Genomic DNA, 21,763 nt, shown 5'->3' with positions numbered 1-21,763 from the left:
GCGTAGCGTCGCGCGGGTGCTGGAGCTGAGGGTCACCATGTCTGACGGCTTCGAGCTGGCGGTCCAGGTGGCCGGGCCGGCCGACGGCCCGACCCTGCTGCTGCTGGCCGGGCAGGCCAACAACCACCACTGGTGGGACCTGGTCCGCGGCGGCTTCGAGGACCGGTGGCGCACGGTCACGATCGACCAGCGCGGCACCGGTGACAGCCGCGGGACCGTGGGGGAGTGGTCGACGCGGCTCTTCGCCGACGACGCGGCCGCGGTCGTCGAGCACCTCGGGGGCGGGCCGGTCGCGGTGTACGGCACCTCGATGGGCGGCCGGGTCGCCCAGGTGCTGGCGGCCGAGCACCCGGAGCTGGTCGGCCGGCTGGTGCTGGCCTGCACCTCGCCCGGCGGCAAGCACGCGCAGGAGCGCGACAGCGTCGTACGACGCGAGCTCGCGCACCCCGACCCGGCCCACCGGCGCGCGACCCTGCGCGAGCTCTTCTACACCGACGCCTGGCCGCACCGGCCCGAGGAGAGCCTGCTGTTCGGCGACCGCACGACGACCGCGGCGGAGAGTCGCGCGCACCTGCGGGCCAGCGGCCGGCACGACGCCTGGGACCTGCTGCCCCGGATCGCCGCGCCGACGCTGGTGCTGCACGGCACCGACGACCGGATGGTGGCCACCGCGAACGCGCCGCTGCTGGCCGAGCGGATTCCCGGTGCCGTGCTGCACCTGCACGAGGGTGGTCGGCACGGCTTCTTCGAGGAGTTCGCGACGAACGTCACCCCGCGCGTGCGGGACTTCCTGGAATAGCCGATCGACGGGTGCTGGTTGGACGATGAGCCCGCCCGCTCCCGACCGAAAGCGATCATGACGACGACCGCGCCCGCCACGACCGCAGCACCGACCCCCGAGCTCGGTGGTCGAAGGTTCGTGCTGGCGGTGCTCGCGCTCGCGGTCGGCGGGTTCGCGATCGGCACGACGGAGTTCGTGACCATGGGCCTGCTCCCGCAGATCGCCGAGGGCATCGGCGTCTCGGAGCCGAAGGCCGGCCACGTGATCTCGGCGTACGCCCTCGGCGTCGTCGTCGGCGTCCCGATCCTGTCGTTCTTCGCAGCGAGGCTGCCGCGGCGCGGGCTGCTGGTCGGCCTGATGGCGGCGTACGGCCTCTTCAACCTGCTCAGCGCGGCCGCCACCGGCTACGGCATGCTCACCTTCGCCCGCTTCCTCGACGGGCTGCCGCACGGCGCGTACTTCGGCGTCGCCAGCCTGGTCGCCGCCGGCCTCGCCGAGCCCCGGCACCGCGGTCGGGCGGTGGCCAGCGTGATGCTCGGGCTGTCCTTCGCCAACGTGGTCGGCGTGCCCGCCGCGACCTGGGTCGGTCAGGGCCTCGGCTGGCGCGCGGCGTACCTGATGACCTCCGGCATCGCGCTGGTGACGATCGTGCTGGTCCTGGCGTTCGTGCCGTCGGTGCCGGGCGACAAGGAGGCCACCGGCCGCAAGGAGGCCCGCGAGTTCTTCGCCCGCCGGCAGGTCTGGCTGACGATGGCCGCGGGCGCGATCGGCTTCGGTGGGCTGTTCGCCGTCTACTCCTACATCGCCACCACGGTCACCGACGTCGCCGGGCTGAGCGAGGGCGACGTACCGATCTTCCTGCTCGCCTTCGGTCTCGGCATGGTCGGCGGCACCTGGCTCGCGGGCGAGCTCGCGGCCTGGTCGGTCTTCCGGTCGCTGCTGTGGTCCGGCATCGGATCCGCCGTCATCATGCTGGTCTTCTGGGCGGTCGCGCCCTACGGCTGGTGGCTGCTGCCGGTCGTCTTCTCGATCACCGCGATCGGCTCGATCCTCGTCACCAACCTGCAGCTGCGGTTGATGGACGTCGCCGGCGACGCCATCACGCTCGGCGCCGCGATGAACCATGCCGCGCTCAACACGGCCAACGCCCTCGGCGCCTGGCTCGGCGGCGTCGTGATCGCGGCCGGGTACGGCTACCGCTCGCCGGCCCTCGTCGGCGCCGCACTGTCGGTCCTCGGCGTGGGGATCCTGCTGTGGTCGGCGCTCAGCCACCGGCGCGAGCACGCCCCAGCCTGACCCGTCAGCGGGCCGCCCACTCCGCGGCCAGCACGTCGTACAGCGCCAGGTCGGCACGGCCGCCGCGGACCATCGCGCCGAGGCGCTCGACGCCGTACTGGCGGAAGCCGTTGGCCTCGATGACGTGGCGCGACGCGGTGTTCTCGACGGCTGCGAAGCAGGTGACCCGCTGCACGCCGAGGGTGGCGAAGACGTGGTCGGTGACGACCGCGAGCGCGCGGGTGGTGATCCCGCGGCCCCGGGCGTCGGGATGGGCCCAGTAGCCGATCTCGCACGCCACACCCACGGTGTGGTTGAACCACCCGATGTCGGCGAGGATCCGGTCGTCGCCGGCCTCGGTCACCGCCCAGGTCTCGCCGCGGCCGTCGGCGAGCATCGCGGTGCGGGCCTCGACGTAGGCCTCCGCCTCCTCGAGCGTGTACGGCGCCGGCAGCTGGCCGAGCCAGTGCTGGGTGCGCTCCTCGCTGCAGGCCTCCTGGATGCGAGGCGCGTCGGCGGCGGTGATCGGCCGCAGCCGCAGCCCGCGCGACTCGATGACCGGACAGGGCAGCCAGGTGGTGCGCGGCTCGCGCGGGTCGTCGCGGTGCAGGGTGCCGACCCACACGTCGCGGAGCTCGCCGCGCTGCGGCGCCCAGTGCCGCAGCGTGCCGTCGCAGGAGAAGCCGAGCCGCCAGGCGACCTTGCGGGAGGCCCAGTCGCCGGTGTGCGCCATCCAGAAGACGGTCCGCAGCCCCCGCTCGGCGAAGCCCCACTCCAGGAGCAGCCGCAGCGCCCGCTCGACGACCCCGGTGCCGCGGACGGCCGGGTGGGCGCCGTACGCGATCTCCGCCCGGCCCTGCCCCTCGTCGCGCAGCGAGACGGTCCCGGCGTAGCGGCCGTCGTACTCGATCGCGAAGCCCCACTCGGACCCGTCGGCCCAGCCTCGCGGCATGATCTCGCCGACGAACGTCTCCGCGTCGCTCATCGCGTACGGCACCGGCACGGTCGTCCACCGCTGCGACTCCGGGTCCTGGCTCTGCTCGAAGGAGCCCGGCGCGTCGTCGGGGCGGTGGGCGCGGATCGTCACGGTGCCGTCGGTGAGGGTGGGGGCGGGCATGGGCCCAACCCTCACCGACGACGGGGGCGTCGGCAAACCGGATTCGGACCGGTCAGCGCGGCTCGACGAGCCGGCGCTGCGCGGCGGTGGTACGGCGCACGACACCCACCCAGGGGACCAGCGCGACCACCAGGGCGACCGCCGCCATCGTCTCCAGCACCGGCAGCGCGCTCGCGAGGGTCTCGTCGATGGCGTCCGAGGAGCTCGTCAGGGGAGCCGTGCCCTGTGACAGGAACAAGAAACCGAGCCAGCCGGCCCACCACCAGCCGAGCCACACCCGCGGCGCGGTCGAGTGGTCGTGCTGCGCGTCGCGCACGACCTGGTAGGGGAACCAGAGCGACACCACCGGCACCCACCAGCCCAGCCACGTCCAGATGGGGCTGCGCGCGTGGTCGAGGTGCGGGGCGAACCGGTCGAGGTTGGCGCGACACCGCTGGAGCCACAGGCAGCTCACCACGTAGCAGCCCACCAGCGTGGGGAACAGCAGGACGGTGAGACCGTCGTACACCGTGAAGACGTCCGACGGAGCCAGCCCGTCGCGCGCCGCCTGCCGGTAGGTCTCGCCAGCCGGCCAAGCAGCGACGGCGATCGACACCTGCACGGCGGTCAGGAGCAGGGCGAGGACGATGACGCCCACCGCCAAGGTGCTCGGGGCCTGGGGCGGCGGGCCGCTGTGCGACCAGGCGCCGGGGTCGCCGTGCTCCGGGGGATGGCACCGGTCGGCGGGCCGGGGGTACGGCGGTGGCCACGGCGGCTGCGGGACGCTCACGGGTGCTCCGTTGTCGGGGAGGCGCCAGCGTAGGGCCCGTGCACGCCTCGGCGGGTGCGATCGGGAAGAATGCCTCCCATGTCCACCACCACCCAGCCGGACGTCGCCGTACCCACGCAGGCCTCGGGCGGCGCCCGGCCGCGCGTGCTCTCCGGCATCCAGCCGACGGCCGACTCGTTCCACTTCGGCAACTACCTCGGCGCGCTGCGTCAGTGGGTGGACCTGCAGCGCGACCACGAGCCGTTCTTCTTCATCGCCGACCTGCACGCGATCACCCTCGAGCAGGACCCGAAGGTGCTGCGGGAGCGGTGCCTGCGCGCGGCCGCGCAGCTGCTGGCGATGGGCATCGACCCGGAGCGCTCCGCGATCTTCATCCAGTCCCAGGTGCCGGCCCACCCGCAGCTCGGCTGGGTGCTGCAGTGCCTGACCGGCTTCGGCGAGGCCCGCCGGATGACCCAGTTCAAGGACAAGTCCGCCAAGGGCGGCGAGGGCGCCGCGAGCGTCGGGCTGTTCACCTACCCGATCCTCCAGGCGGCCGACATCCTGCTCTACCGGCCGCACTACGTGCCGGTCGGCGAGGACCAGCGCCAGCACCTCGAGCTCACCCGCGACCTGGCCCAGCGGTTCAACCACCGCTACAAGAAGACCTTCCGGCTGCCCGAGCCGTACATCCTGAAGTCGACCGCCAAGATCGCCGACCTCCAGGACCCCACCTCGAAGATGTCGAAGTCGGCGTCGTCGCCGGCCGGGATCGTGGAGATGCTCGACGACCCCAAGGTCAGCGCCAAGAAGATCCGCTCGGCGGTCACCGACTCCGAGGCCGAGGTCCGCTTCGACCCCGAGACCAAGCCCGGGGTCTCCAACCTGCTGACGATCTTCTCCGCGCTGACCGGCACCGGCGTACAGGACCTCGCCGAGCAGTACGCCGGCAAGGGGTACGGCGACCTGAAGAAGGACCTCGCCGAGGCCGTGGTCGAGTTCGTCACGCCGTTCCGCGAGCGGACCCTGGAGCTGCTCGACGACCAGGCCCACCTGAGCGCCGTCCTGAAGCAGGGCGCCGAGCGGGCGGGCGAGGTTGCGGAGGCGACGCTGCGCGACGTCTACCAGCGGGTCGGGTTCGTCGCCCCGGCTCAGTAGGGTCGAGCCATGCCGACCATCGGTGTTGCCGTCGCGATCCCCGAGCCCTGGGCCACTGAGCTCCAGGACTACCGCACGGCCCTGGGCGACCGCACCGCCACGATGATCCCCACGCACGTCACCCTGGTGCCGCCCACCGAGGTGAGCGACACGGAGCGGCGTGACATCGAGGGCCACCTCGCTGATGTCGCCGCGGACTTCGACGGCTTCCGCGTGCACCTGCGCGGCACCGGCACCTTCCGGCCGGTCTCGCCGGTGGTGTTCGTGACCCTGGCCGAGGGCATCTCGCACTGCGAGCAGCTGGCCTCCGCCGTACGCCGCGGCCCGCTCGACGTACCCCTGGACTTCCCGTACCACCCGCACGTGACCGTCGCCCATCACCTGGACGACGAGCTGCTCGACCAGGCCTTCCGCGAGCTCGCGGGGTTCGAGTGCGAGTTCGCGGTCGACGAGTTCCACCTCTACGTGCATGACCAGGACAGCGGCTGGCAACCCACCAGTCAGTTCACCCTGAAGCATCCCCATCCCACGAGGCGGTAGCCAGCCATGCCGGCGATCTCAGCGCGCGTCACCGCGAAGGTCGCCGACGTACGCCGGCGGCGGCCGGGCATCGACCACGTGGTGCTCATGCAGGAGCACTTCGGTGCCGTGAAGGCCGCCCAGCAGGCCGGCGCCGTCACCTACTTCGCCTTCCTGTCGTTCTTCCCGATCCTGGCGCTCGCCGTCTTCGTTCTCGGCCGGCTCTCGAGCCTGTACGACGGCCCGGACCCCGACCTGGCCCAGACGATCAACTCGGTGGTGCCGGGCATCGTCGGGAACCGTGAGGACCAGGTCTCCCTCGACGACATCCGCACCTTCTCCGGGTGGGCGGCGATCCTCGGTCTCGTCGGCGTCCTCTACTCCGGGCTCGGCTGGATCTCGGCGCTGCGCGACGCGCTGCTGGTCGTCTTCGAGACGCCGGACCGCGAGCAGCCCGGGTTCGTGGCCGGCAAGCTGCGGGACCTGGTCGCGCTGGTGGTGCTCGGCGTCGTACTGCTCGTCGCCGTGGCGGCCACGGGGTTCCTGGCGGGCTTCTCCGACGACGTGCTCGCCTGGCTCGGCCTCGGTGCCGAGCTCGGCTGGCTGGTCAAGCTGCTCACGATCGGGCTGGGCCTGGCGGCCAACGCCGCCCTGTTCTTCTTGATGTTCCGGCTGCTCGCCGACCCGCGGGTGCCGCGCCGCTCGCTCTGGTCCGGCGCGCTGGTCGGTGGCGTCGTCTTCGAGCTGCTCAAGCAGCTGTCCGGGGTGCTGCTGGAGGCGACCAGGAACCAGCCGGCCTTCCAGGCGTTCGGCATCGCGCTGGTCCTGGTGGTGTGGATGAACTACACCTCGCGGGTCATCCTGTACGCCGCGTCCTGGGCCTACACCACCGTCGAGGCGCGGGAGTCGCGCTGGGTCGAGCCGGCGGAGCCCGTGCAGGGCCCCCGGATGCCGTCGCTCGACGAGGTGGACAATGGTGACGACGGCCGGCCGACCGGCCGAGCGGCCTTCGCCGCGGGGGCCGTCGCGGGGGCTGCGGTCGCCGCCGTCGTACGCAAGGTCAAGGAGAACGACTCGTGAAGCTCGAACGCCGGCACGGCTGGCTGCTCGTCGGGGTGGCGGTGTGGAACTTCGTCACCTACGCCACCTTCACCCGCAACCTCTGGAACGCCCACTCCTCGGGCGAGGACCGGCCCACCGGCTACTGGGTCGCGCACACCGTGCTGATCGTCGTGAACGTCGTGATCGGCGTCGTCCTCGGCCGCCTGGGCCTGAAGTCCCTCCGCGAGCGCAACCGCTCCTGAAACGCCGAGTCAGCAGAAACAGCGGGCCGAGTCAGCACTTGTAGTGCTGACTCGGCCCGCTGTTTCTGCTGACTCGGCGTGGGATCAGCGGCCCTGCTTCATCGCGGTCCGCAGGTCCTTGTTGAGCTGGGAGATCACGTCGAGCGGGATCTCCTTCGGGCAGGCGGCGGTGCACTCGCCGATGTTGGTGCAGCCGCCGAAGCCCTCGTGGTCGTGCTGGGCCACCATGTCGACGACCCGGGTGTAGCGCTCCGGCTGGCCCTGGGGGAGCTCGCCGAGGTGGGTGATCTTGGCGCCCATGAACAGCGAGGCCGAGCCGTTGGGGCAGGCCGCCACGCAGGCGCCGCAGCCGATGCAGGTCGCGACGTTGAACGCCCGCATCGCCTTCTCGCGGGGGGCCGGGACCGAGTTGGCCTCGGGGGCCGAGCCGGTGTTGGCCGAGATGTAGCCGCCGGACTGGATGATCCGGTCGAAGGCGCTCCGGTCGGTGACCAGGTCCTTGAGCACCGGGAACGCGTCGGCGCGCCAGGGCTCGACGGTGATGGTGTCGCCGTCCTTGAACGAGCGCATGTGCAGCTGGCAGGTCGTGGTGACCTCCGGGCCGTGCGCCTGACCGTTGATCATCAGGCTGCAGGTGCCGCAGATGCCCTCGCGACAGTCGGAGTCGAACGCCACCGGGTCCTCGCCGGTAGCGTTGAGCTGCTCGTTGAGGACGTCGAGCATCTCCAGGAAGCTCATGTCCTCCGAGATGCCGGCGAGCTGGTAGGTGTGCATGGCACCAGCGGTGACCGCGTCGGGCTGCCGCCAGATGTTGAGGGTGAGGTTCACTTGTAGCTCCGCTGCTTCATCTCGATGGCGGTGTAGATCAGGTCTTCCTTGTGCAGCACGGGCTGACCTTCGTCGCCGCCCCACTCCCAGGCCGCGACGTAGGCGAACTCGGCGTCCTGGCGCAGCGCCTCGCCGTCCTCGGTCTGCGACTCCGCCCGGAAGTGGCCACCGCAGGACTCGCGCCGGTTCAGGGCGTCGATGCACATCAGCTCGCCGAGCTCGATGAAGTCGACCACCCGGCCGGCCTTCTCGAGGCTCTGGTTGAGGCTGTCGGCGGTGCCGAGGACCTTCAGGTCGGACCAGAAGGCCGCCTTCAGCTCCCGGATCAGGTCGATCGCCTTGCGCAGACCCGGTTCGGTGCGCTCCATGCCGCAGTACTCCCACATGATGGTGCCGAGCTCCTTGTGGAAGGAGTCGGCGCTGCGGGTGCCGTTGATGGAGAGGAACTTCGTGACCCGGTCCTCGACCTGGGCGCGTGCCTCGACAACCGCCGGGTGCGACTCGTCGATCTTCTCGAACGGGCCGTCCGCCATGTACTCGCGGATGGTGTTCGGGAGCACGAAGTAGCCGTCGGCCAGACCCTGCATCAGCGCCGAGGCACCGAGGCGGTTGGCGCCGTGGTCGGAGAAGTTCGCCTCACCGGTCACGAACAGGCCCGGGATGCTCGACTGCAGGTGATAGTCGACCCACAGGCCGCCCATCACGTAGTGGACCGCGGGGTAGATCCGCATCGGCGTCTCGTACGGGTTCTCGCCGGTGATCCGGGCGTACATGTCGAAGAGGTTGTCGTACTTCTCGCGGATGCCGTCCTCGCCGAGCCGGGCGATGGCGTCGGCGAAGTCGAGGTAGACGCCGCGGCGCACGAACTTCTCGTTGCCGTCCTTGTCGATCTCGCGGACGGCCGGGCCGACCCCCTTGCCGTCGTCGCACTGGTACTTCGCGGCGCGCGAGGCGATGTCGCGGGGGACCAGGTTGCCGAAGGAGGGGTAGATCCGCTCCAGGTAGTAGTCGCGGTCCTCCTCGGGGATGTCGCGCGGGTCCTTCTCGGCGTCGGCCGGGTTCTTGGGGACCCAGATCCGCCCGTCGTTGCGCAGCGACTCCGACATCAGGGTCAGCTTCGACTGGTGGTCGCCGGAGACCGGGATGCAGGTCGGGTGGATCTGCGTGTAGCAGGGGTTCGCCATGTAGGCGCCCTTGCGGTGCGCACGCCAGGCCGCGGTGACGTTGGAGCCCATCGCGTTGGTCGAGAGGAAGAAGACGTTGCCGTAGCCACCGGTGGCGAGTACGACGACGTCGGCCAGGTGGGTCTCGACCTCGCCGGTGACGAGGTCGCGGGCGATGATGCCGCGCGCCTTCCCGTCGACCACGATGACCTCGAGCATCTCGTGCCGGGTGTACTGCTTGACCGTGCCGGCGGCTACCTGGCGCTCCATGGCCTGGTAGGCGCCGATCAGCAGCTGCTGGCCGGTCTGGCCACGCGCGTAGAACGTGCGGGAGACCTGCACGCCGCCGAAGGAGCGGTTGTCGAGCAGGCCGCCGTACTCGCGGGCGAACGGGACGCCCTGCGCGACGCACTGGTCGATGATGTTCACGCTCACCTCGGCGAGCCGGTGGACGTTCGACTCCCGCGAGCGGTAGTCGCCGCCCTTGACGGTGTCGTAGAAGAGACGGAACGTCGAGTCGCCGTCCTCCTTGTAGTTCTTCGCGGCGTTGATGCCGCCCTGGGCCGCGATCGAGTGGGCGCGGCGCGGGGAGTCCTGGTAGCAGAAGGACTTCACGTTGTAGCCGGCCTCGCCCATGGTCGCGGCGGCGGCGCCGCCGGCGAGGCCGGTGCCGACGATGATGACCTCGAGCTTTCGGCGGTTCGCCGGGTTGACCAGGCGGTTGTCGAACTTGCGCTGGGTCCAGCGCTCCCCGATCGGGCCGGTCGGCGCGACGGGGTCGACGAGCGGCTCACCCAGGGTGTAGTAGCCGCGTGCGTCGTCGGAGATCTGCGTCGGCGCCGAGTTCAGGGGCGTGGTGTGCGACGGATCGGAGGCTGCCATGAGGGTTCGATCCCTTCCCTTACTTGGTGATGACGCCGAAGAGTACGAACAGGGGGACGAGCGAGAAGCCGCCGGCGACGACGACCGCCACGACCCAGCCGGCCTCGCGGGCGCGGGCGCGGGACTTCTCGGTGTTGGTGAAGCCGAGGGTCTGGATGGCGCTGAACGTGCCGTGGTGCAGGTGCATGCCGAGGGCGAGCATCGCCACGAGGTAGATGAGCGTCATCCACCACAGGTCGAAGGTGTCGACGATCAGGGCGTAGGGGTTCTCGCCACCGGTGTCGCCGTTGCTCGGGTTGACCTTGACGATCGTGAAGTTCAGCAGGTGCCACACGATGAAGGCCAGCAGCGTCAGCCCGCCCCAGCGCATGGTGCGTGAGGAGAGCGACGACTTCTGGTTCTTCTTCACCGCGTACTTCACCGTGCGGGCCTTGTTGGCGCGCCGCCACAGGGCCGCCGCGCAGGCGACGTGGACGACGACCGCGGCGATCAGGCCGAGACGCAGGATCCACAGCAGCCCGCTGTGCGGAAGCATCGGCTCACCGATCTCGCGGAGGTGGTGGGCGTACTCGTTGAACGCCTCCTCACCCGAGAACGCCTTGAGGTTGCCGTACATGTGCGCGAGTACGAAGCCGATGAAGAGCAGGCCGCTGACGGCCATGGCCAGCTTCAGCGCGATCGTGGAGCGGGTCGAGCGCGCTCCCTTGACGAGTGTCGGAGTTGCCACGGCGGCCACGCTACCGCCCCGCTCGCCCGCGAATGACAGGAGGCGGTGTGACAAACACCGCTACGAGACGCAACTTAGGGCAGCCTCACCATCCTACGTGCGGGGGCCAAGGGGGACCCTCCCAGGCGGCTCAGCCCGGACGGCGGGGCACGGGGGTGGTGGCCCGGAGGCCGAGCGGACCGTAGTGCTGCTCCACCAGCTCGTCGACCGCGCTGCGCCAGTCGCGGGTGGCCAGCTCGCGGGCCCGGACGCCGAGCAGGGCCCGCCGGCTGTCGGCGGCTACCGCCTCGACCGCGCGGGCCAGCGCGTGCGGTGCCTCCGGGTCGTAGAGCAGTCCGGACTCCAGCGGTCGGACCAGGTCGCGCGCGCCGCCGGCCCGCGGCGCGACGACGGGTACGCCGCTCGCCGCGGCCTCGCGCAGTGCGTGGCAGCAGGTCTCCTCGGTGCCCGGGTGCACGAGCACGTCGAGAGTCGCCAGGGCCACCGTCAGGTCGCCGGTGGCCAGGGTCCCGGTCAGCTTGGCCTGCGGCATCCGTGCTCGCAGCCACGCCCGCTGCGGGCCGTCGCCGATCAGCACCGGACGGATCCCCGGGACCGCGTTCAGCTCCGGCAGCCGTCGTACTCCGTGGCGACGGTGCAGGCTGCCGACGTACCCGACGGTCACGAGCGGGCCCTGCGGCGAGCGAGCCCGCGACCAGGAGCCGTGCAGCCAGGCGTCACGCAGGGCGGGGGTGAACGCGTCGGTGTCGACGCCGGGCTCCCACAACGCCGCCTCGACGCCGAGGGCGGCGACCCGGTCGAGCATCCACGGTGCCGTGACGAGGACCCGGTCGGCGCGGTCGGCGACCTTCGTCCGCCAGCGTTCGGCCGCCAGGTCCGCGACGGGGGCCTGCTGGACGACCACGCTCGGGATGCCCAGGCGCCCGGCGTGCTTGAGCGCCTTGCGGCCGACGGTTCCGGGGCTCGTCACGTGCACCAGGTCCGGGCGGTACGACGCCAGTGCGTCGCGCACCTGCCCGCCGGGCTTGTCCAGCGTCCGGAGCCGGACCACCTCGCTGCGGCGGTAGCAGGACAGCCCCGGCCCGGGCGCGATGATCCGCACCTCGTGGCCGATGTCGATCAGCCGGTCGGCGACCGCCTTGACCGTGGTCGTGGTGCCGTCGACCGCGGGATAGAACGACTCGGTGACCAGGGCGACCCTCATAGCCCCACGATCGCCCGCCCGGCGGTCCCTCCGGTGGCGCGGAGGTTGACGTCGTGTGAACGGTCTGCGCGTGGCTGCCGTCCGTTACCGTTCTGTCCTGGTAGGTGTTCTAAAGCAATCAAGCAACACGACTTCGATCGGGTGCTGCGGTGGACGGGTGGGAACGGGTGCGGCGACGGCCCGCGCGGGCGCTGCTGGCGACGCTCGCCGTGGGTGCCCTGGCGGTGACGGGGATCGAGGGTTCGACGGGCGGCGCCGGCGACCCGAGTGGCTCAGGTGAGCCGGCCGACCCGTCGACCTCCGTGCGGATCGCGCCGACTCCGACGCCGGCGTACCAGCGGCCGGCCGGCCGGCCGAACGTCCTGCTCGTCACGGTCGACGACCTGGCCGTGCGGGACCTGCCGTACCTGCCGAACGTCCTCCGGCTGATGGGGAAGGGCGGCGTCGCGTTCGCCGACGCGATCGCGCCGACGCCGATCTGCGTCCCGGCCCGGGCCTCGCTGCTGACCGGCCAGTACGCCCACAACCACGGTGCCGTCACGGTCGAGGGTGCGCGCGGCGGGTACGCCGCGTTCGACGACCACGCCACCCTGGCCACCTCGCTCCAGGACGCCGGCTACGACACGCTCTTCACCGGGAAGTACCTCAACGGCTACGGCAAGGACGGCACCGAGCTCGACGTACCGCCGGGCTGGACGGAATGGCGCGCGACGATCGACCCCTCGACGTACCACTTCACGCGGCGGCGGATGAACATCGACGGCTCGGTGGTCCGCTCGCCGGGCTACGCCACCGACGTGATGACCCGGCACGCGCAGGCGATGATCCGCCGCGACCGCGGGAGCACGCCCTGGTTCGCCTGGGTCAACTACGTCGCCCCGCACGTCGGCGGGCCGAAGCTGGCCGACGATCCGGTGCGCCTGTACGAGGGCACCGATGCCGGCAACCTGAAGACGACGGTGCCGGCACCGGAGGACCGCGGGCGCCACCGCCGCGTCAAGATCCCGAAGCTGCCGTACTCCTTCCCCGACGACACCAGCTCGCTGCCCGCGGCGGACGCGCCCGCGCACCGGCGGTTCAGCAAGCTGGAGAAGAAGGCGCTGCGGATCGTCTACCAGCGGCGGATCGAGGCGGCTCACGGCCTCGACCGGGGTGTCGAACAGCTCTTCACGACCCTGCGGGCGACCGGCCAGCTGGACCGGACCCTGGTCATCTTCACCTCCGACAACGGCTTCGCCGTCGACGCCCACAACCTCAACGGCAAGCTCTACCACTGGGACGACTCGCTCCGGATCCCCGTGCTGATGCGCGGGCCCGGCCTGCCCGCGGGTCGGGAGGTCCGGACGGCGGTCACCAACCCGGATCTCGCCGCGACCATCCTCGGCGTCGCTGGTGCCCGCCCGCCCCGCCCGCTCGACGGCGTCGACATCCTGCCGTGGGTCACCGCACCCGACCAGGTGCGCGTGGTCCCGATCGCCGGCTGGCCGGGCAGGGACGGTCGCCGCCGCTTCTACGCCGGGGTCCGGGTGGGCGGGTGGACCTACGTCCGCTTCCGCCGCGGGGGAGAGGAGCTGTACGACCGAGGTCGCGATCCCTACGAGATGCGCAACCTGGTCGACGACCCGGACTCGCAGGCGGTGCTCGGCGCGCTGCGGCGGCTCACCCTGCGCTATCGCGACTGCGCGGCCGCGACCTGTCCGCAGGAGTTCTACCCGGCGTCGGCCGCCTCCGACCCCACCCGGATCGTGGGCGCGGGATGAGCACGTCCGACGACGTCTTCTGGCGCGGCTTCCGCCACGATCCGCGGCAGCGCGAGCACGCCGGGCTGCGGACCTCCGACGCCGACCGCGAGCTGGTGCTCGGCCTGTTCGTCGAGGCGTACGCCGAGGGCCGGATCGGCGTCGACGACCTGGAGTCGCGGGCGGCCGCGCTGACCTCGGCGTCCACCCTGGCCGAGCTGCTGGGGCTGCTCGCCGACCTGGTCCCGGCGGCCGAGCCGACTCGGGCGCCCGATGCTCCGTCCGGAGCCCTCGACGTGCGGGTCGCGCGCGAACTGGCCGTCGCCGGCGTCCGACGGCAGCTGGTCGGTGACCTGGCGATCTTCGTCGTACCCGGGGCGGCGTGCGTCCTGCTGTGGTGGCTGGCCGGCAGCGGCTTCTTCTGGCCGGTCTGGGTGCTCGTCTACACCGGCATCCCGCCGGTGCTCACGCTGGGCTCGGCGCGCTCGCGGATCGCCGAGCGGGAGCGCGAGCTGGTGCAGGCGCGGCTGCCGGACCTGGCGGCGTAGCGAGGCGGTGCTCCTGCGGCTTCATCACGGTATGCAGACGAGCCGGCACCTCCCACGGTGGGTACGCCGTGGGACCTGCCAACTGGCCTGCATACCGTGATGAACCTGCGTCGCCTGGGACCCGCCCTCCAATCGAAAAAGTCACACTTCATGGCCGACCCCACGCAACGCTCCTAAGGTGCCCTCCATGACCGAGGTGGAAGGTGGGCTCCCCGAGCCCGAGGAGCTCGAGCCCGCGCAGGGCACGCTCGATCTGGCGGCTCCCGAGGACCGGCACACCCGCGAGGAGTGGGAGGCGGCCACCGCCGCCGTGCTCCGCAAGTCGCGGCGGATCGGCGACGACGCCCCCGACAGCGTGGTGTGGGAGAAGCTGAGCCGCACCACCCTCGACGGCATCGCGGTCACCCCGCTCGGCACCTCCGAGCTCCTCGACGACCTGGTGACGAGCGGCCGGCCGACCCGGGCCGGCGCCTGGGACATCCGGGCGCACCACGGGGCGGGCGAGGCGAAGGCCGTGAACGAGGCGGCCCTGGTCGACCTCGACGGCGGCGTGAGCTCGCTGTGGCTCGATACCGACGGCACCGACCTCGCGACGCTCCTCGACGGTGTCCTCCTCGACCTGGCGCCCGTCGTCCTCGACGCCCCGGCAGCCCCGCTCGACGCCGCCCGCGCGTTCCTCGAGTACGCCGGTGGCCGCGAGCTCGCCGCCGGCACCAACCTCGGTGTCGACGCCTCGGCAGCCGACGACGTACTCGTCGCCGCCGCGACCCTGGCCCGCGACGCGGGCACCCTCGCCCTGGTCGTCGACGGCACCACGGTGCACGACCGCGGCGCCTCCGACGGGCAGGAGCTCGCGCACTCGCTCGCGGTCGGGGTCCGGGCGCTCCGGGCGCTCACCGGCGCCGGGATCCCGGTCGACGAGGCCGCCGCCCTGGTGGAGTTCCGCTACGCCGCGACCGACGAGCAGTTCCCGACCATCGCCAAGCTGCGCGCCGCGCGCCGGCTCTGGGCGCGGGTGCTGGAGCTGAGCGAGGCGGGCGACGACCTGACGCAACGCCAGCACGTCGTCACCAGCCGGCCGATGATGACCCGCTACGACCCCTACGTGAACATGCTCCGCACCACCGTCGCCGCGTTCGCCGCGGGCGTCGGGGGAGCGGACGCGGTCACGGTGCTGCCCTTCGACAGCCCGCTCGGTCGCCCCGAGGGCCTCGGCCGCCGGATCGCCCGCAACACCTCGCACCTGCTCGTCGACGAGTCGCACGTCGCGAAGGTCGCCGACCCGGCCGGCGGCTCGTACGCCGTCGAGAAGCTGACCGACGACCTCGCCCGCGCGGCCTGGGACCTGTTCGGCCGCCTTGAGGAGGGCGCCGACCTCGACGCCGAGATCGCCGCGACCGTCGAGCGCCGCGAGCGCGAGGTCGCCACGCGCAAGCGCCCGCTCACCGGGCTCACGGAGTTCCCGAACCTCGCCGAGACCCTGCCCGAGCGGGCGGGCGACGACGCGTTCGCGGACGTGCGGCCGTACGGCGCCAGCTTCGAGGCGTTGCGCGACGACCCGCCGGCCGACCACGTGTTCCTCGCGACCCTCGGCCCGATCGCGCAGCACACGGCACGGGCCACGTTCGCGACCAACCTGTTCGCCGCCGGGGGTGTCGCGGTCGACGTCGCCGGCCCGACCAAGGACGCCGACGAGCTCGTCGCCGCCTACGCCGGTCAGCGGGTGGTCTGCCTGGCCGGGGCCGACGGCGTGTACGCCGACTGGGGCGCGGCCGCCGCCGAGGCGCTGCGCGGCGCCGGCGCGTCGTACGTCATCGTCGCGGGGAAGCCGATCGACGGCGTCACCGACGACTCCTGCGCGATGGGCCTCGACGCCCTCGCCTTCCTCACCCGAGTCAGGGAGCAGCTGGCATGAGCGTTCCGAAGTCCTTCTCCGGTCTGTCCCTCGCGAGTGACGGGGTGCCGCGGCTCGATGCCCCGGCGCCGTCCGACGCCTGGACCTCCCCCGAGGGGATCGCGATCCGGCCGTCGTACGGCCCCGAGGACCTCGCGGGCCTCGACGCGCTCGACACCTGGCCGGGGCTGAGCCCGTTCCTGCGCGGGCCGTACCCGACGATGTACACCACCCAGCCCTGGACCGTCCGCCAGTACGCCGGGTTCTCGACCGCCGAGGAGTCCAACGCCTTCTACCGCCGCAACCTCGCGGCCGGCCAGAAGGGCCTCTCGGTCGCGTTCGACCTGGCCACCCACCGCGGCTACGACTCCGACCACCCGCGGGTGCGCGGCGACGTCGGCATGGCGGGCGTGGCGATCGACTCGATCTACGACGCGCGCACCCTCTTCGACGGCATCCCGCTCGACGAGATGTCGGTGTCGATGACGATGAACGGCGCCGTGCTGCCGGTGCTGGCGCTCTACATCGCGGCGGCCGAGGAGCAGGGGGTGAAGCCGGAGCAGCTCGCGGGGACGATCCAGAACGACATCCTCAAGGAGTTCATGGTCCGCAACACCTACATCTACCCGCCGGCGCCGTCGATGCGGATCATCTCCGACATCTTCAGCTACACCTCGGCGAAGATGCCGCGCTTCAACTCGATCTCGATCTCCGGCTACCACATCCAGGAGGCCGGGGCGACGGCTGACCTGGAGCTCGCCTACACGCTGGCCGACGGCGTCGAGTACATCCGCGCGGGCCTCGAGACCGGCATGACGATCGACCAGTTCGCGCCGCGGCTCAGCTTCTTCTGGGCGATCGGCATGAACTTCTACATGGAGATCGCCAAGATGCGCGCGGCCCGCGCGCTCTGGTCGCGACTCGTGCGGCAGTTCGACCCGCAGAACCCCAAGTCGCTCAGCCTGCGCACGCACAGCCAGACCTCCGGCTGGTCGCTCACCGCCCAGGACGTGTTCAACAACGTCGGGCGCACGGCGATCGAGGCGATGGCCGCGACGCAGGGTCACACCCAGTCGCTGCACACCAACGCCCTCGACGAGGCGATCGCGCTGCCGACCGACTTCTCGGCGCGGATCGCCCGCAACACCCAGCTGCTGCTGCAGCAGGAGAGCGGTACGACGGGCACGATCGACCCGTGGGCCGGCTCCTACTACGTCGAGCGGCTGACCCACGACCTCGCCGAGAAGGCCTGGGCGCACATCATGGAGGCCGAGCAGGCCGGCGGGATGGCCAAGGCGATCGAGCAGGGCATCCCGAAGATGCGCATCGAGGAGGCCGCCGCCCGCACGCAGGCCCGGATCGACTCGGGTGCGCAGAAGGTCATCGGCGTCAACACCTTCCGGCTCGCGGCCGAGGACAAGCTCGACGTGCTCCGGGTCGACAACGACGACGTCTACCGTCAGCAGATCGCCAAGCTGGAGCGGCTGCGCGCCGAGCGTGACGACGACGAGGTACGCCGCACCCTGGAGGCGCTGACCAACAGCGCCGACCGCGGTGCCGAGCGTGGCTCCCTCGACGGCAACCTGCTCGCGCTGGCCGTCGACGCGGCCCGCGCCAAGGCGACCGTCGGCGAGATCTCCGATGCGCTCGAGAAGGTCTACGGTCGCCACCAGGCGGTGATCCGTACGATCAGCGGCGTGTACCGCGACACCGCCGGCGAGGGCGACACCACCCTGATCCAGCAGGTCCTCGACGCCACCGACGAGTTCGAGGAGGCCGAGGGCCGGCGCCCGCGGATCCTGGTCGCCAAGATGGGCCAGGACGGCCACGACCGCGGCCAGAAGGTGGTCGTCTCCGCCTTCGCCGACCTGGGCTTCGACGTCGACGTGGGCCCGCTGTTCTCGACGCCCGAGGAGGTCGCCCTGCAGGCGGTCGACGCCGACGTGCACATCGTCGGCGTCAGCTCGCTCGCGGCCGGCCACCTCGCCCTGCTGCCCGCGCTGCGGCAGGCACTGGCCGACCAGGGACGGCCGGACATCATGGTCGTGATCGGCGGGGTGATCCCGCCCGACGACGTCCCGACCCTGCGGGAGATGGGCGCCGCCGCGGTGTTCCTGCCCGGCACGGTCATCGCGGAGTCGGCGCTCGACCTGCTCGCGGCGCTCCGGGAGCAGCTCGGCCACGACGGCGCCTGATGGCGCCGCCTGACGTCGACGCCCTGCTCGACGGCGTCCGATCCGGGCGCCGGGCGGCGGTCTCGCAGGCCATCACGCTGGTCGAGTCCTCCCGCCCGCAGCACCGCGAGCGGGCCCGCGAGCTGCTCACCCGGCTCGCCGAGGCCGGCGACGCCGGGGTCCGCTCGCCCGCCGTACGGGTCGGGATCTCGGGCGTCCCGGGGGTCGGGAAGTCGACGTTCATCGAGGCGCTCGGCAGCCGGTTGACCGCCGCCGGCCACCGCGTCGGGGTGCTCGCGGTCGACCCGTCCAGTGTCCGCACCGGCGGCTCGGTGCTGGGCGACAAGACCCGGATGGCGCGCCTCAGCGTCGACCCGCAGGCGTTCATCCGCCCCTCGCCGAGCGCGGGCACGCTCGGCGGCGTCGCCCGCGCGACGGTGCAGGCGATGTCGGTGCTGGAGGCGGCGTCGTACGACGTGGTGCTGGTGGAGACCGTCGGCGTCGGCCAGTCCGAGGTGACGGTGGCCGGGATGGTCGACACGTTCCTCTTCCTGACCCTGGCCCGCACCGGCGACCAGCTGCAGGGCATCAAGAAGGGCATCCTCGAGATCGCCGACGTGATCGCGGTCAACAAGGCCGACGGCGACCGGGAGCAGGAGGCGCGCGGGGCCGCCCGCGAGCTGGCGGGCGCGCTGCGGCTGGTCCGCGGCCACGACGAGTGGGCGCCGCCCGTCGTCACCTGCTCCGGCCTCACCGACGTGGGGGTCGACGACCTCTGGGAGCGGGTCCGGGCGCACCGCGATCACCTCGGCGCCGACGGGCTCGCCGCGAAGCGCGCGGGACAGCAGCTCGACTTCACCTGGGCGCTGGTCCGCGACGAGCTCGACCAGAGGCTGCGGCACTCGCCGGCGGTCCGGGCGATCCGGGACCGGGTGCGGGCCGAGGTGCTCGCCGGCGACCTGCCGGCCCCCGTCGCGGCCGACCAGATCCTCGCGGCGTACGACGAGCGCTGAGCCGCCGCGGGGGTGCGACCGGCCGAGCTGTAACGCGACGTTCGCCGCACTACCCGCACGCTGCAGCAGGCGGGTAGTGCGGCGAACATCGCGTTACAGCTGGGGGCGCGCGCCCCCGCCGGTCGCAGCTCCCGGGCCGGGCGGGACAACGCACCCTGTCGCTCGGGACACCGGGACCGCGAGCCTCGTCGTGTTCACCCACGACTGGAGGCACCACCGATGCGTCACACCCCGTTGGCCGGCAAGATGGCCGGCAAGATGGCCGGCAAGGTCGCCGGCACCCTCACCGGCCTGACCGCCCTCGCCCTGCTTGGCTCGACCGCGCCTGCCACCGCGGCCCCGCCCCCCGAGAGGGCGGCCGAGGAGGTGGCCGAGCGGGCCGTCGCGAAGGGGCTGCTCAGCCCGCTGAGCCTGGCCGTCGCCTCCGACGGCACCGTCTACTACTCCCAGAACTTCGCCGGCAGCCTGCACGCGCGCCAGCCCGGGAAGAAGGCGAGGACGATCTTCACCGCGAAGAAGCGCGGCGACGAGGTCGGTGCGGTCTCCGAGCGCGACGGCGTGGTCACCTTCGCGACGACCGGCGGCACCGGCCAGACCACCCTCCGACAGCGCACCGCGGCGGGGCGGACCCGCACCCTCGCCGACCTCGATGCGTTCGAGCGGAAGCGCAACCCCGACCGGGCCGTGACCTACGGCATCTCCGACCTGGCGACGGACTGCGCGGCACAGTTCCCCGCCGACGGCCTGCCGGCGTCGTACGGCGGCATCGTCGAGTCGCACCCCTACGCCACCGCGACGACCGCGCGCGCGGTGTACGTCGCCGACGCCGCGGCCAACGCCGTCCTCCAGGTCCGCGGCGGCAAGGTCAGCACCGTGGCCGTGCTCCCGCCGGTGCCGGTGGAGGTCACGGCCTCGGTGGCGGGGGCGATGAAGCTGCCGACGTGCGCGGTGGGGAAGACCTATCGCTTCGAGCCAGTCCCGACCGACGTGGAGGTCGCCCGGAACGGCGACCTGTACGTCTCCACGCTGCCGGGCGGGCCCGAGGACGGCACCATGGCCGGCCACGCGGCCGTCTACCGGATCGACCCCGACGCGAAGCGGCCGCGGGCGAGGAAGGTCATCGGCGGCCTGACCAGCGCCACCGGCCTGGCCGTCTCGCCGAAGGGGACCGTGTACGTCGCCCAGCTGTTCGCCGGCTCGGTCGTCAAGATCGCGAAGGGCTCGACGAGGGCCAGGCCGGTCCGCAGGGCGATGCTCCCGGGCGACGTGGAGTGGACGCCGCAGGCGCTCCTCGCCACCACGGCGGTGCTGACCGGGCTCGAGCCCGGCACCTCGCCGGCCGGCCGGGTCGAGCGCTGGCGGCACTGAGCGGGTCGCCGGTGGGCCACAGGGCCCGGCCGCCGCGCCCGACCGGCCCCTGCGGTGGACCGCAGGGGCCGGCAGGGCCCCGCGTGAACTAACCTCGCTCACGATGCCTGCGGACGACTTCCTCCCCTCACTCCTGGCCGGTGTCGTGGAGAAGCACGACGCCGAGCTGGTCGGGCTGCGCCGTGACCTGCACGCCCATCCCGAGCTGTCGTGGGACGAGGTGCGCACGACCCGGCTGGTCGCCCGGCGCCTGGAGGAGGCCGGCTGGCGGGTCACCCGGCTGCCCCGCACCGGGCTCGTGGCGGAGCTCGGCACGGGCGAGCGGGTGGTCGCGCTGAGGGCGGACATCGACGCCCTGCCCATCCAGGACGCGACCGACGACCCGTGGAGCAGCACCGTCGCCGGGGTGGCGCACGCGTGCGGGCACGACGTGCACACGACGGCCCTCGTCGGCGCGGCCCTCGCGCTGGCCGAGGCCCACGACCGCGGCCTGCTCGAAGGTCGGGTGCGGCTGTTCTTCCAGCCCGCCGAGGAGGTGATGCCCGGCGGCGCCGTGTACCTCATGGGGCTGGGCGCCCTCGACGACGTCGAGCGGATCTTCGCCCTGCACTGCGACCCGGGCGTCGACGTGGGCCAGGTGGGTCTGCGCCTGGGCCCGCTGACCAGCGCCGCCGACCGGGTCGAGGTCCGCCTGGAGGGTAGCGGCGGGCACACGTCCCGACCGCACCTCACCGGGGACCTGACCTTCGCGCTCGCGAAGGTCACGACCGAGCTCCCGGCCGTGCTGTCGCGCCGGATGGACCCGCGGGCCGGGGTGAGCGTGGTCTGGGGCATCCTCAGCGCCGGCGCCGCTCCCAACGTCATCCCCGACCAGGGACTGGTCGCGGGCACGGTGCGGATCCTGGACGCCGTCGCGTGGGCCGACTGCGAGACCCTGGTCCGCGAGCTCGTCCACGACATCGTCAGGCCGTACGGCGTGAGCGCGCACGTCGACTACCAGCGCGGGGTCCCGCCGGTCGTCAACGAGCCGGTGTCCAACCGGATCCTGGCCCGCGCCGTGCTCGAGGTGCTCGGTCAGGACGGCCAGGTCGTGGCCCCGCAGAGCCTCGGCGGCGAGGACTTCGGGTGGTACCTCGACCAGGTCCCCGGCGCCATGATGCGGCTCGGCACCCGCACGCCGGGCGGCCCGACGTACGACCTGCACCAAGGCAACCTGCGCATCGACGAGCGGGCGATCGGGATCGGTGCCCGGATGCTCGCCGGTGCGGCGCTCGGAGCGCTCTCCGAGGCCTGACCCGAGGCCTGAGCCGAGGCTCGACCC

19 protein-coding genes are annotated in these 21,763 nt (G+C 72.4%); 13 read left to right on the top strand and 6 right to left on the bottom strand.

Going from position 1 to position 21,763, the window contains the following annotated elements; all coding sequences use genetic code 11:
* Positions 1-16: 16 nt before the first annotated feature.
* Both MUB56_RS25390 and MUB56_RS25385 read left to right on the top strand, forming a co-directional pair.
* On the top strand, positions 17-799 hold the full coding sequence (locus MUB56_RS25390; RefSeq protein ID WP_244929794.1) for an alpha/beta hydrolase: 783 nt from the start codon (positions 17-19) through the stop codon (positions 797-799).
* Between the two features lie 57 nt (positions 800-856).
* Positions 857-2,077 (top strand): MFS transporter, encoded by a 1,221-nt coding sequence (locus MUB56_RS25385; RefSeq protein ID WP_244929793.1) that lies wholly within the window; start codon positions 857-859, stop codon positions 2,075-2,077.
* A gap of 4 nt (positions 2,078-2,081) precedes the next feature.
* On the opposite strand, the gene MUB56_RS25380 is transcribed toward MUB56_RS25385, so the two are convergent.
* Both MUB56_RS25380 and MUB56_RS25375 read right to left on the bottom strand, forming a co-directional pair.
* Entirely contained in the window at positions 2,082-3,173 is a 1,092-nt protein-coding gene (locus MUB56_RS25380) for a GNAT family N-acetyltransferase (RefSeq protein WP_244929792.1), read from the bottom strand.
* Positions 3,174-3,225: 52 nt separating this feature from the next.
* Positions 3,226-3,942, bottom strand: a complete 717-nt coding sequence (locus MUB56_RS25375; protein WP_244929791.1) for a DUF4328 domain-containing protein — start codon at positions 3,940-3,942, stop codon at positions 3,226-3,228.
* A 78-nt stretch (positions 3,943-4,020) separates the two neighbouring features.
* Here MUB56_RS25375 and trpS point away from each other — a divergent pair, with 78 nt between their 5' ends.
* Genes trpS through MUB56_RS25355 form a run of 4 tightly spaced genes read left to right on the top strand, consistent with a single transcriptional unit; the run spans position 4,021 to position 6,902 of the window.
* Positions 4,021-5,079, top strand: coding sequence for a tryptophan--tRNA ligase (gene trpS, locus MUB56_RS25370; protein WP_244929790.1), 1,059 nt, complete (start codon positions 4,021-4,023; stop codon positions 5,077-5,079).
* Positions 5,080-5,088: 9 nt separating this feature from the next.
* Entirely contained in the window at positions 5,089-5,619 is a 531-nt protein-coding gene (locus MUB56_RS25365; protein WP_244929789.1) for a 2'-5' RNA ligase family protein, read from the top strand.
* A gap of 6 nt (positions 5,620-5,625) precedes the next feature.
* A complete protein-coding gene (locus MUB56_RS25360) occupies positions 5,626-6,678 on the top strand; it encodes a YihY/virulence factor BrkB family protein (RefSeq protein WP_244929788.1) in 1,053 nt (350 codons plus the stop codon).
* Positions 6,675-6,902 carry a hypothetical protein gene (locus MUB56_RS25355; protein ID WP_244929787.1) on the top strand — a complete coding sequence of 76 codons (228 nt, stop codon included), beginning with the start codon at positions 6,675-6,677 and terminating at the stop codon, positions 6,900-6,902. The genes MUB56_RS25360 and MUB56_RS25355 overlap by 4 nt, the downstream gene beginning before the upstream one ends.
* Before the next feature lie 84 nt (positions 6,903-6,986).
* Here MUB56_RS25355 and MUB56_RS25350 read toward each other — a convergent pair whose 3' ends face one another.
* From MUB56_RS25350 to MUB56_RS25335, 4 genes are all read right to left on the bottom strand, one after another.
* Positions 6,987-7,730, bottom strand: coding sequence for a succinate dehydrogenase/fumarate reductase iron-sulfur subunit (locus MUB56_RS25350; RefSeq protein WP_244929786.1), 744 nt, complete (start codon positions 7,728-7,730; stop codon positions 6,987-6,989).
* On the bottom strand, positions 7,727-9,775 hold the full coding sequence (locus MUB56_RS25345; protein ID WP_244929785.1) for a fumarate reductase/succinate dehydrogenase flavoprotein subunit: 2,049 nt from the start codon (positions 9,773-9,775) through the stop codon (positions 7,727-7,729). Before MUB56_RS25345 ends, MUB56_RS25350 begins: the two co-directional genes overlap by 4 nt.
* A 19-nt stretch (positions 9,776-9,794) precedes the next feature.
* A complete protein-coding gene (locus MUB56_RS25340; RefSeq protein WP_244929784.1) occupies positions 9,795-10,502 on the bottom strand; it encodes a succinate dehydrogenase cytochrome b subunit in 708 nt (235 codons plus the stop codon).
* Positions 10,503-10,632: 130 nt separating this feature from the next.
* Positions 10,633-11,706: a glycosyltransferase gene (locus MUB56_RS25335; protein WP_244929783.1), complete on the bottom strand. Its 1,074-nt coding sequence runs from the start codon at positions 11,704-11,706 to the stop codon at positions 10,633-10,635.
* A gap of 149 nt (positions 11,707-11,855) precedes the next feature.
* Between MUB56_RS25335 and MUB56_RS25330 the strand changes: the two genes are divergently transcribed.
* The 7 genes from MUB56_RS25330 (at position 11,856) to MUB56_RS25300 (ending at position 21,736) form a co-directional block, all read left to right on the top strand.
* The gene (locus MUB56_RS25330) at positions 11,856-13,466 is read left to right on the top strand and encodes a sulfatase (RefSeq protein WP_244929782.1); all 1,611 of its coding nucleotides are present in this window, start codon (positions 11,856-11,858) and stop codon (positions 13,464-13,466) included.
* Complete coding sequence (locus tag MUB56_RS25325) at positions 13,463-13,993, top strand: DUF1707 domain-containing protein (RefSeq protein ID WP_244929781.1); 531 nt, start codon at positions 13,463-13,465, stop codon at positions 13,991-13,993. The genes MUB56_RS25330 and MUB56_RS25325 overlap by 4 nt, the downstream gene beginning before the upstream one ends.
* A 187-nt stretch (positions 13,994-14,180) precedes the next feature.
* Complete coding sequence (locus MUB56_RS25320) at positions 14,181-15,908, top strand: methylmalonyl-CoA mutase family protein (RefSeq protein WP_244929780.1); 1,728 nt, start codon at positions 14,181-14,183, stop codon at positions 15,906-15,908.
* A complete protein-coding gene (gene scpA / locus MUB56_RS25315) occupies positions 15,905-18,082 on the top strand; it encodes a methylmalonyl-CoA mutase (protein WP_244929779.1) in 2,178 nt (725 codons plus the stop codon). The genes MUB56_RS25320 and scpA overlap by 4 nt, the downstream gene beginning before the upstream one ends.
* Positions 18,082-19,074: a methylmalonyl Co-A mutase-associated GTPase MeaB gene (gene meaB, locus MUB56_RS25310; RefSeq protein ID WP_244929778.1), complete on the top strand. Its 993-nt coding sequence runs from the start codon at positions 18,082-18,084 to the stop codon at positions 19,072-19,074. The genes scpA and meaB overlap by 1 nt, the downstream gene beginning before the upstream one ends.
* Before the next feature lie 219 nt (positions 19,075-19,293).
* Positions 19,294-20,442: a ScyD/ScyE family protein gene (locus tag MUB56_RS25305; protein ID WP_244929777.1), complete on the top strand. Its 1,149-nt coding sequence runs from the start codon at positions 19,294-19,296 to the stop codon at positions 20,440-20,442.
* A gap of 103 nt (positions 20,443-20,545) precedes the next feature.
* Positions 20,546-21,736 (top strand): amidohydrolase, encoded by a 1,191-nt coding sequence (locus MUB56_RS25300; RefSeq protein WP_244929776.1) that lies wholly within the window; start codon positions 20,546-20,548, stop codon positions 21,734-21,736.
* Positions 21,737-21,763 lie beyond the last annotated feature (27 nt).

It is taken from the genome of Nocardioides sp. W7, assembly GCF_022919075.1.
In the GTDB taxonomy this organism is placed as follows: domain Bacteria; phylum Actinomycetota; class Actinomycetes; order Propionibacteriales; family Nocardioidaceae; genus Nocardioides.
This window is presented reverse-complemented; position numbering and strand designations above follow the sequence as displayed.

Bases quoted from the DNA above. Each gene is read 5' to 3' on its own strand.
- MUB56_RS25345 (WP_244929785.1), bottom strand. From the start codon at position 9,775: ATGGCAGCCTCCGATCCGTCGCACACCACGCCCCTGAACTCGGCGCCG.
- MUB56_RS25365 (WP_244929789.1), top strand. From the start codon at position 5,089: ATGCCGACCATCGGTGTTGCCGTCGCGATCCCCGAGCCCTGGGCCACT.
- MUB56_RS25325 (WP_244929781.1), top strand. From the start codon at position 13,463: ATGAGCACGTCCGACGACGTCTTCTGGCGCGGCTTCCGCCACGATCCG.
- scpA (WP_244929779.1), top strand. From the start codon at position 15,905: ATGAGCGTTCCGAAGTCCTTCTCCGGTCTGTCCCTCGCGAGTGACGGG.
- MUB56_RS25380 (WP_244929792.1), bottom strand. From the start codon at position 3,173: ATGCCCGCCCCCACCCTCACCGACGGCACCGTGACGATCCGCGCCCAC.
- MUB56_RS25360 (WP_244929788.1), top strand. From the start codon at position 5,626: ATGCCGGCGATCTCAGCGCGCGTCACCGCGAAGGTCGCCGACGTACGC.
- MUB56_RS25385 (WP_244929793.1), top strand. From the start codon at position 857: ATGACGACGACCGCGCCCGCCACGACCGCAGCACCGACCCCCGAGCTC.
- trpS (WP_244929790.1), top strand. From the start codon at position 4,021: ATGTCCACCACCACCCAGCCGGACGTCGCCGTACCCACGCAGGCCTCG.
- MUB56_RS25305 (WP_244929777.1), top strand. From the start codon at position 19,294: ATGCGTCACACCCCGTTGGCCGGCAAGATGGCCGGCAAGATGGCCGGC.
- MUB56_RS25300 (WP_244929776.1), top strand. From the start codon at position 20,546: ATGCCTGCGGACGACTTCCTCCCCTCACTCCTGGCCGGTGTCGTGGAG.
- MUB56_RS25320 (WP_244929780.1), top strand. From the start codon at position 14,181: ATGACCGAGGTGGAAGGTGGGCTCCCCGAGCCCGAGGAGCTCGAGCCC.
- MUB56_RS25335 (WP_244929783.1), bottom strand. From the start codon at position 11,706: ATGAGGGTCGCCCTGGTCACCGAGTCGTTCTATCCCGCGGTCGACGGC.
- meaB (WP_244929778.1), top strand. From the start codon at position 18,082: ATGGCGCCGCCTGACGTCGACGCCCTGCTCGACGGCGTCCGATCCGGG.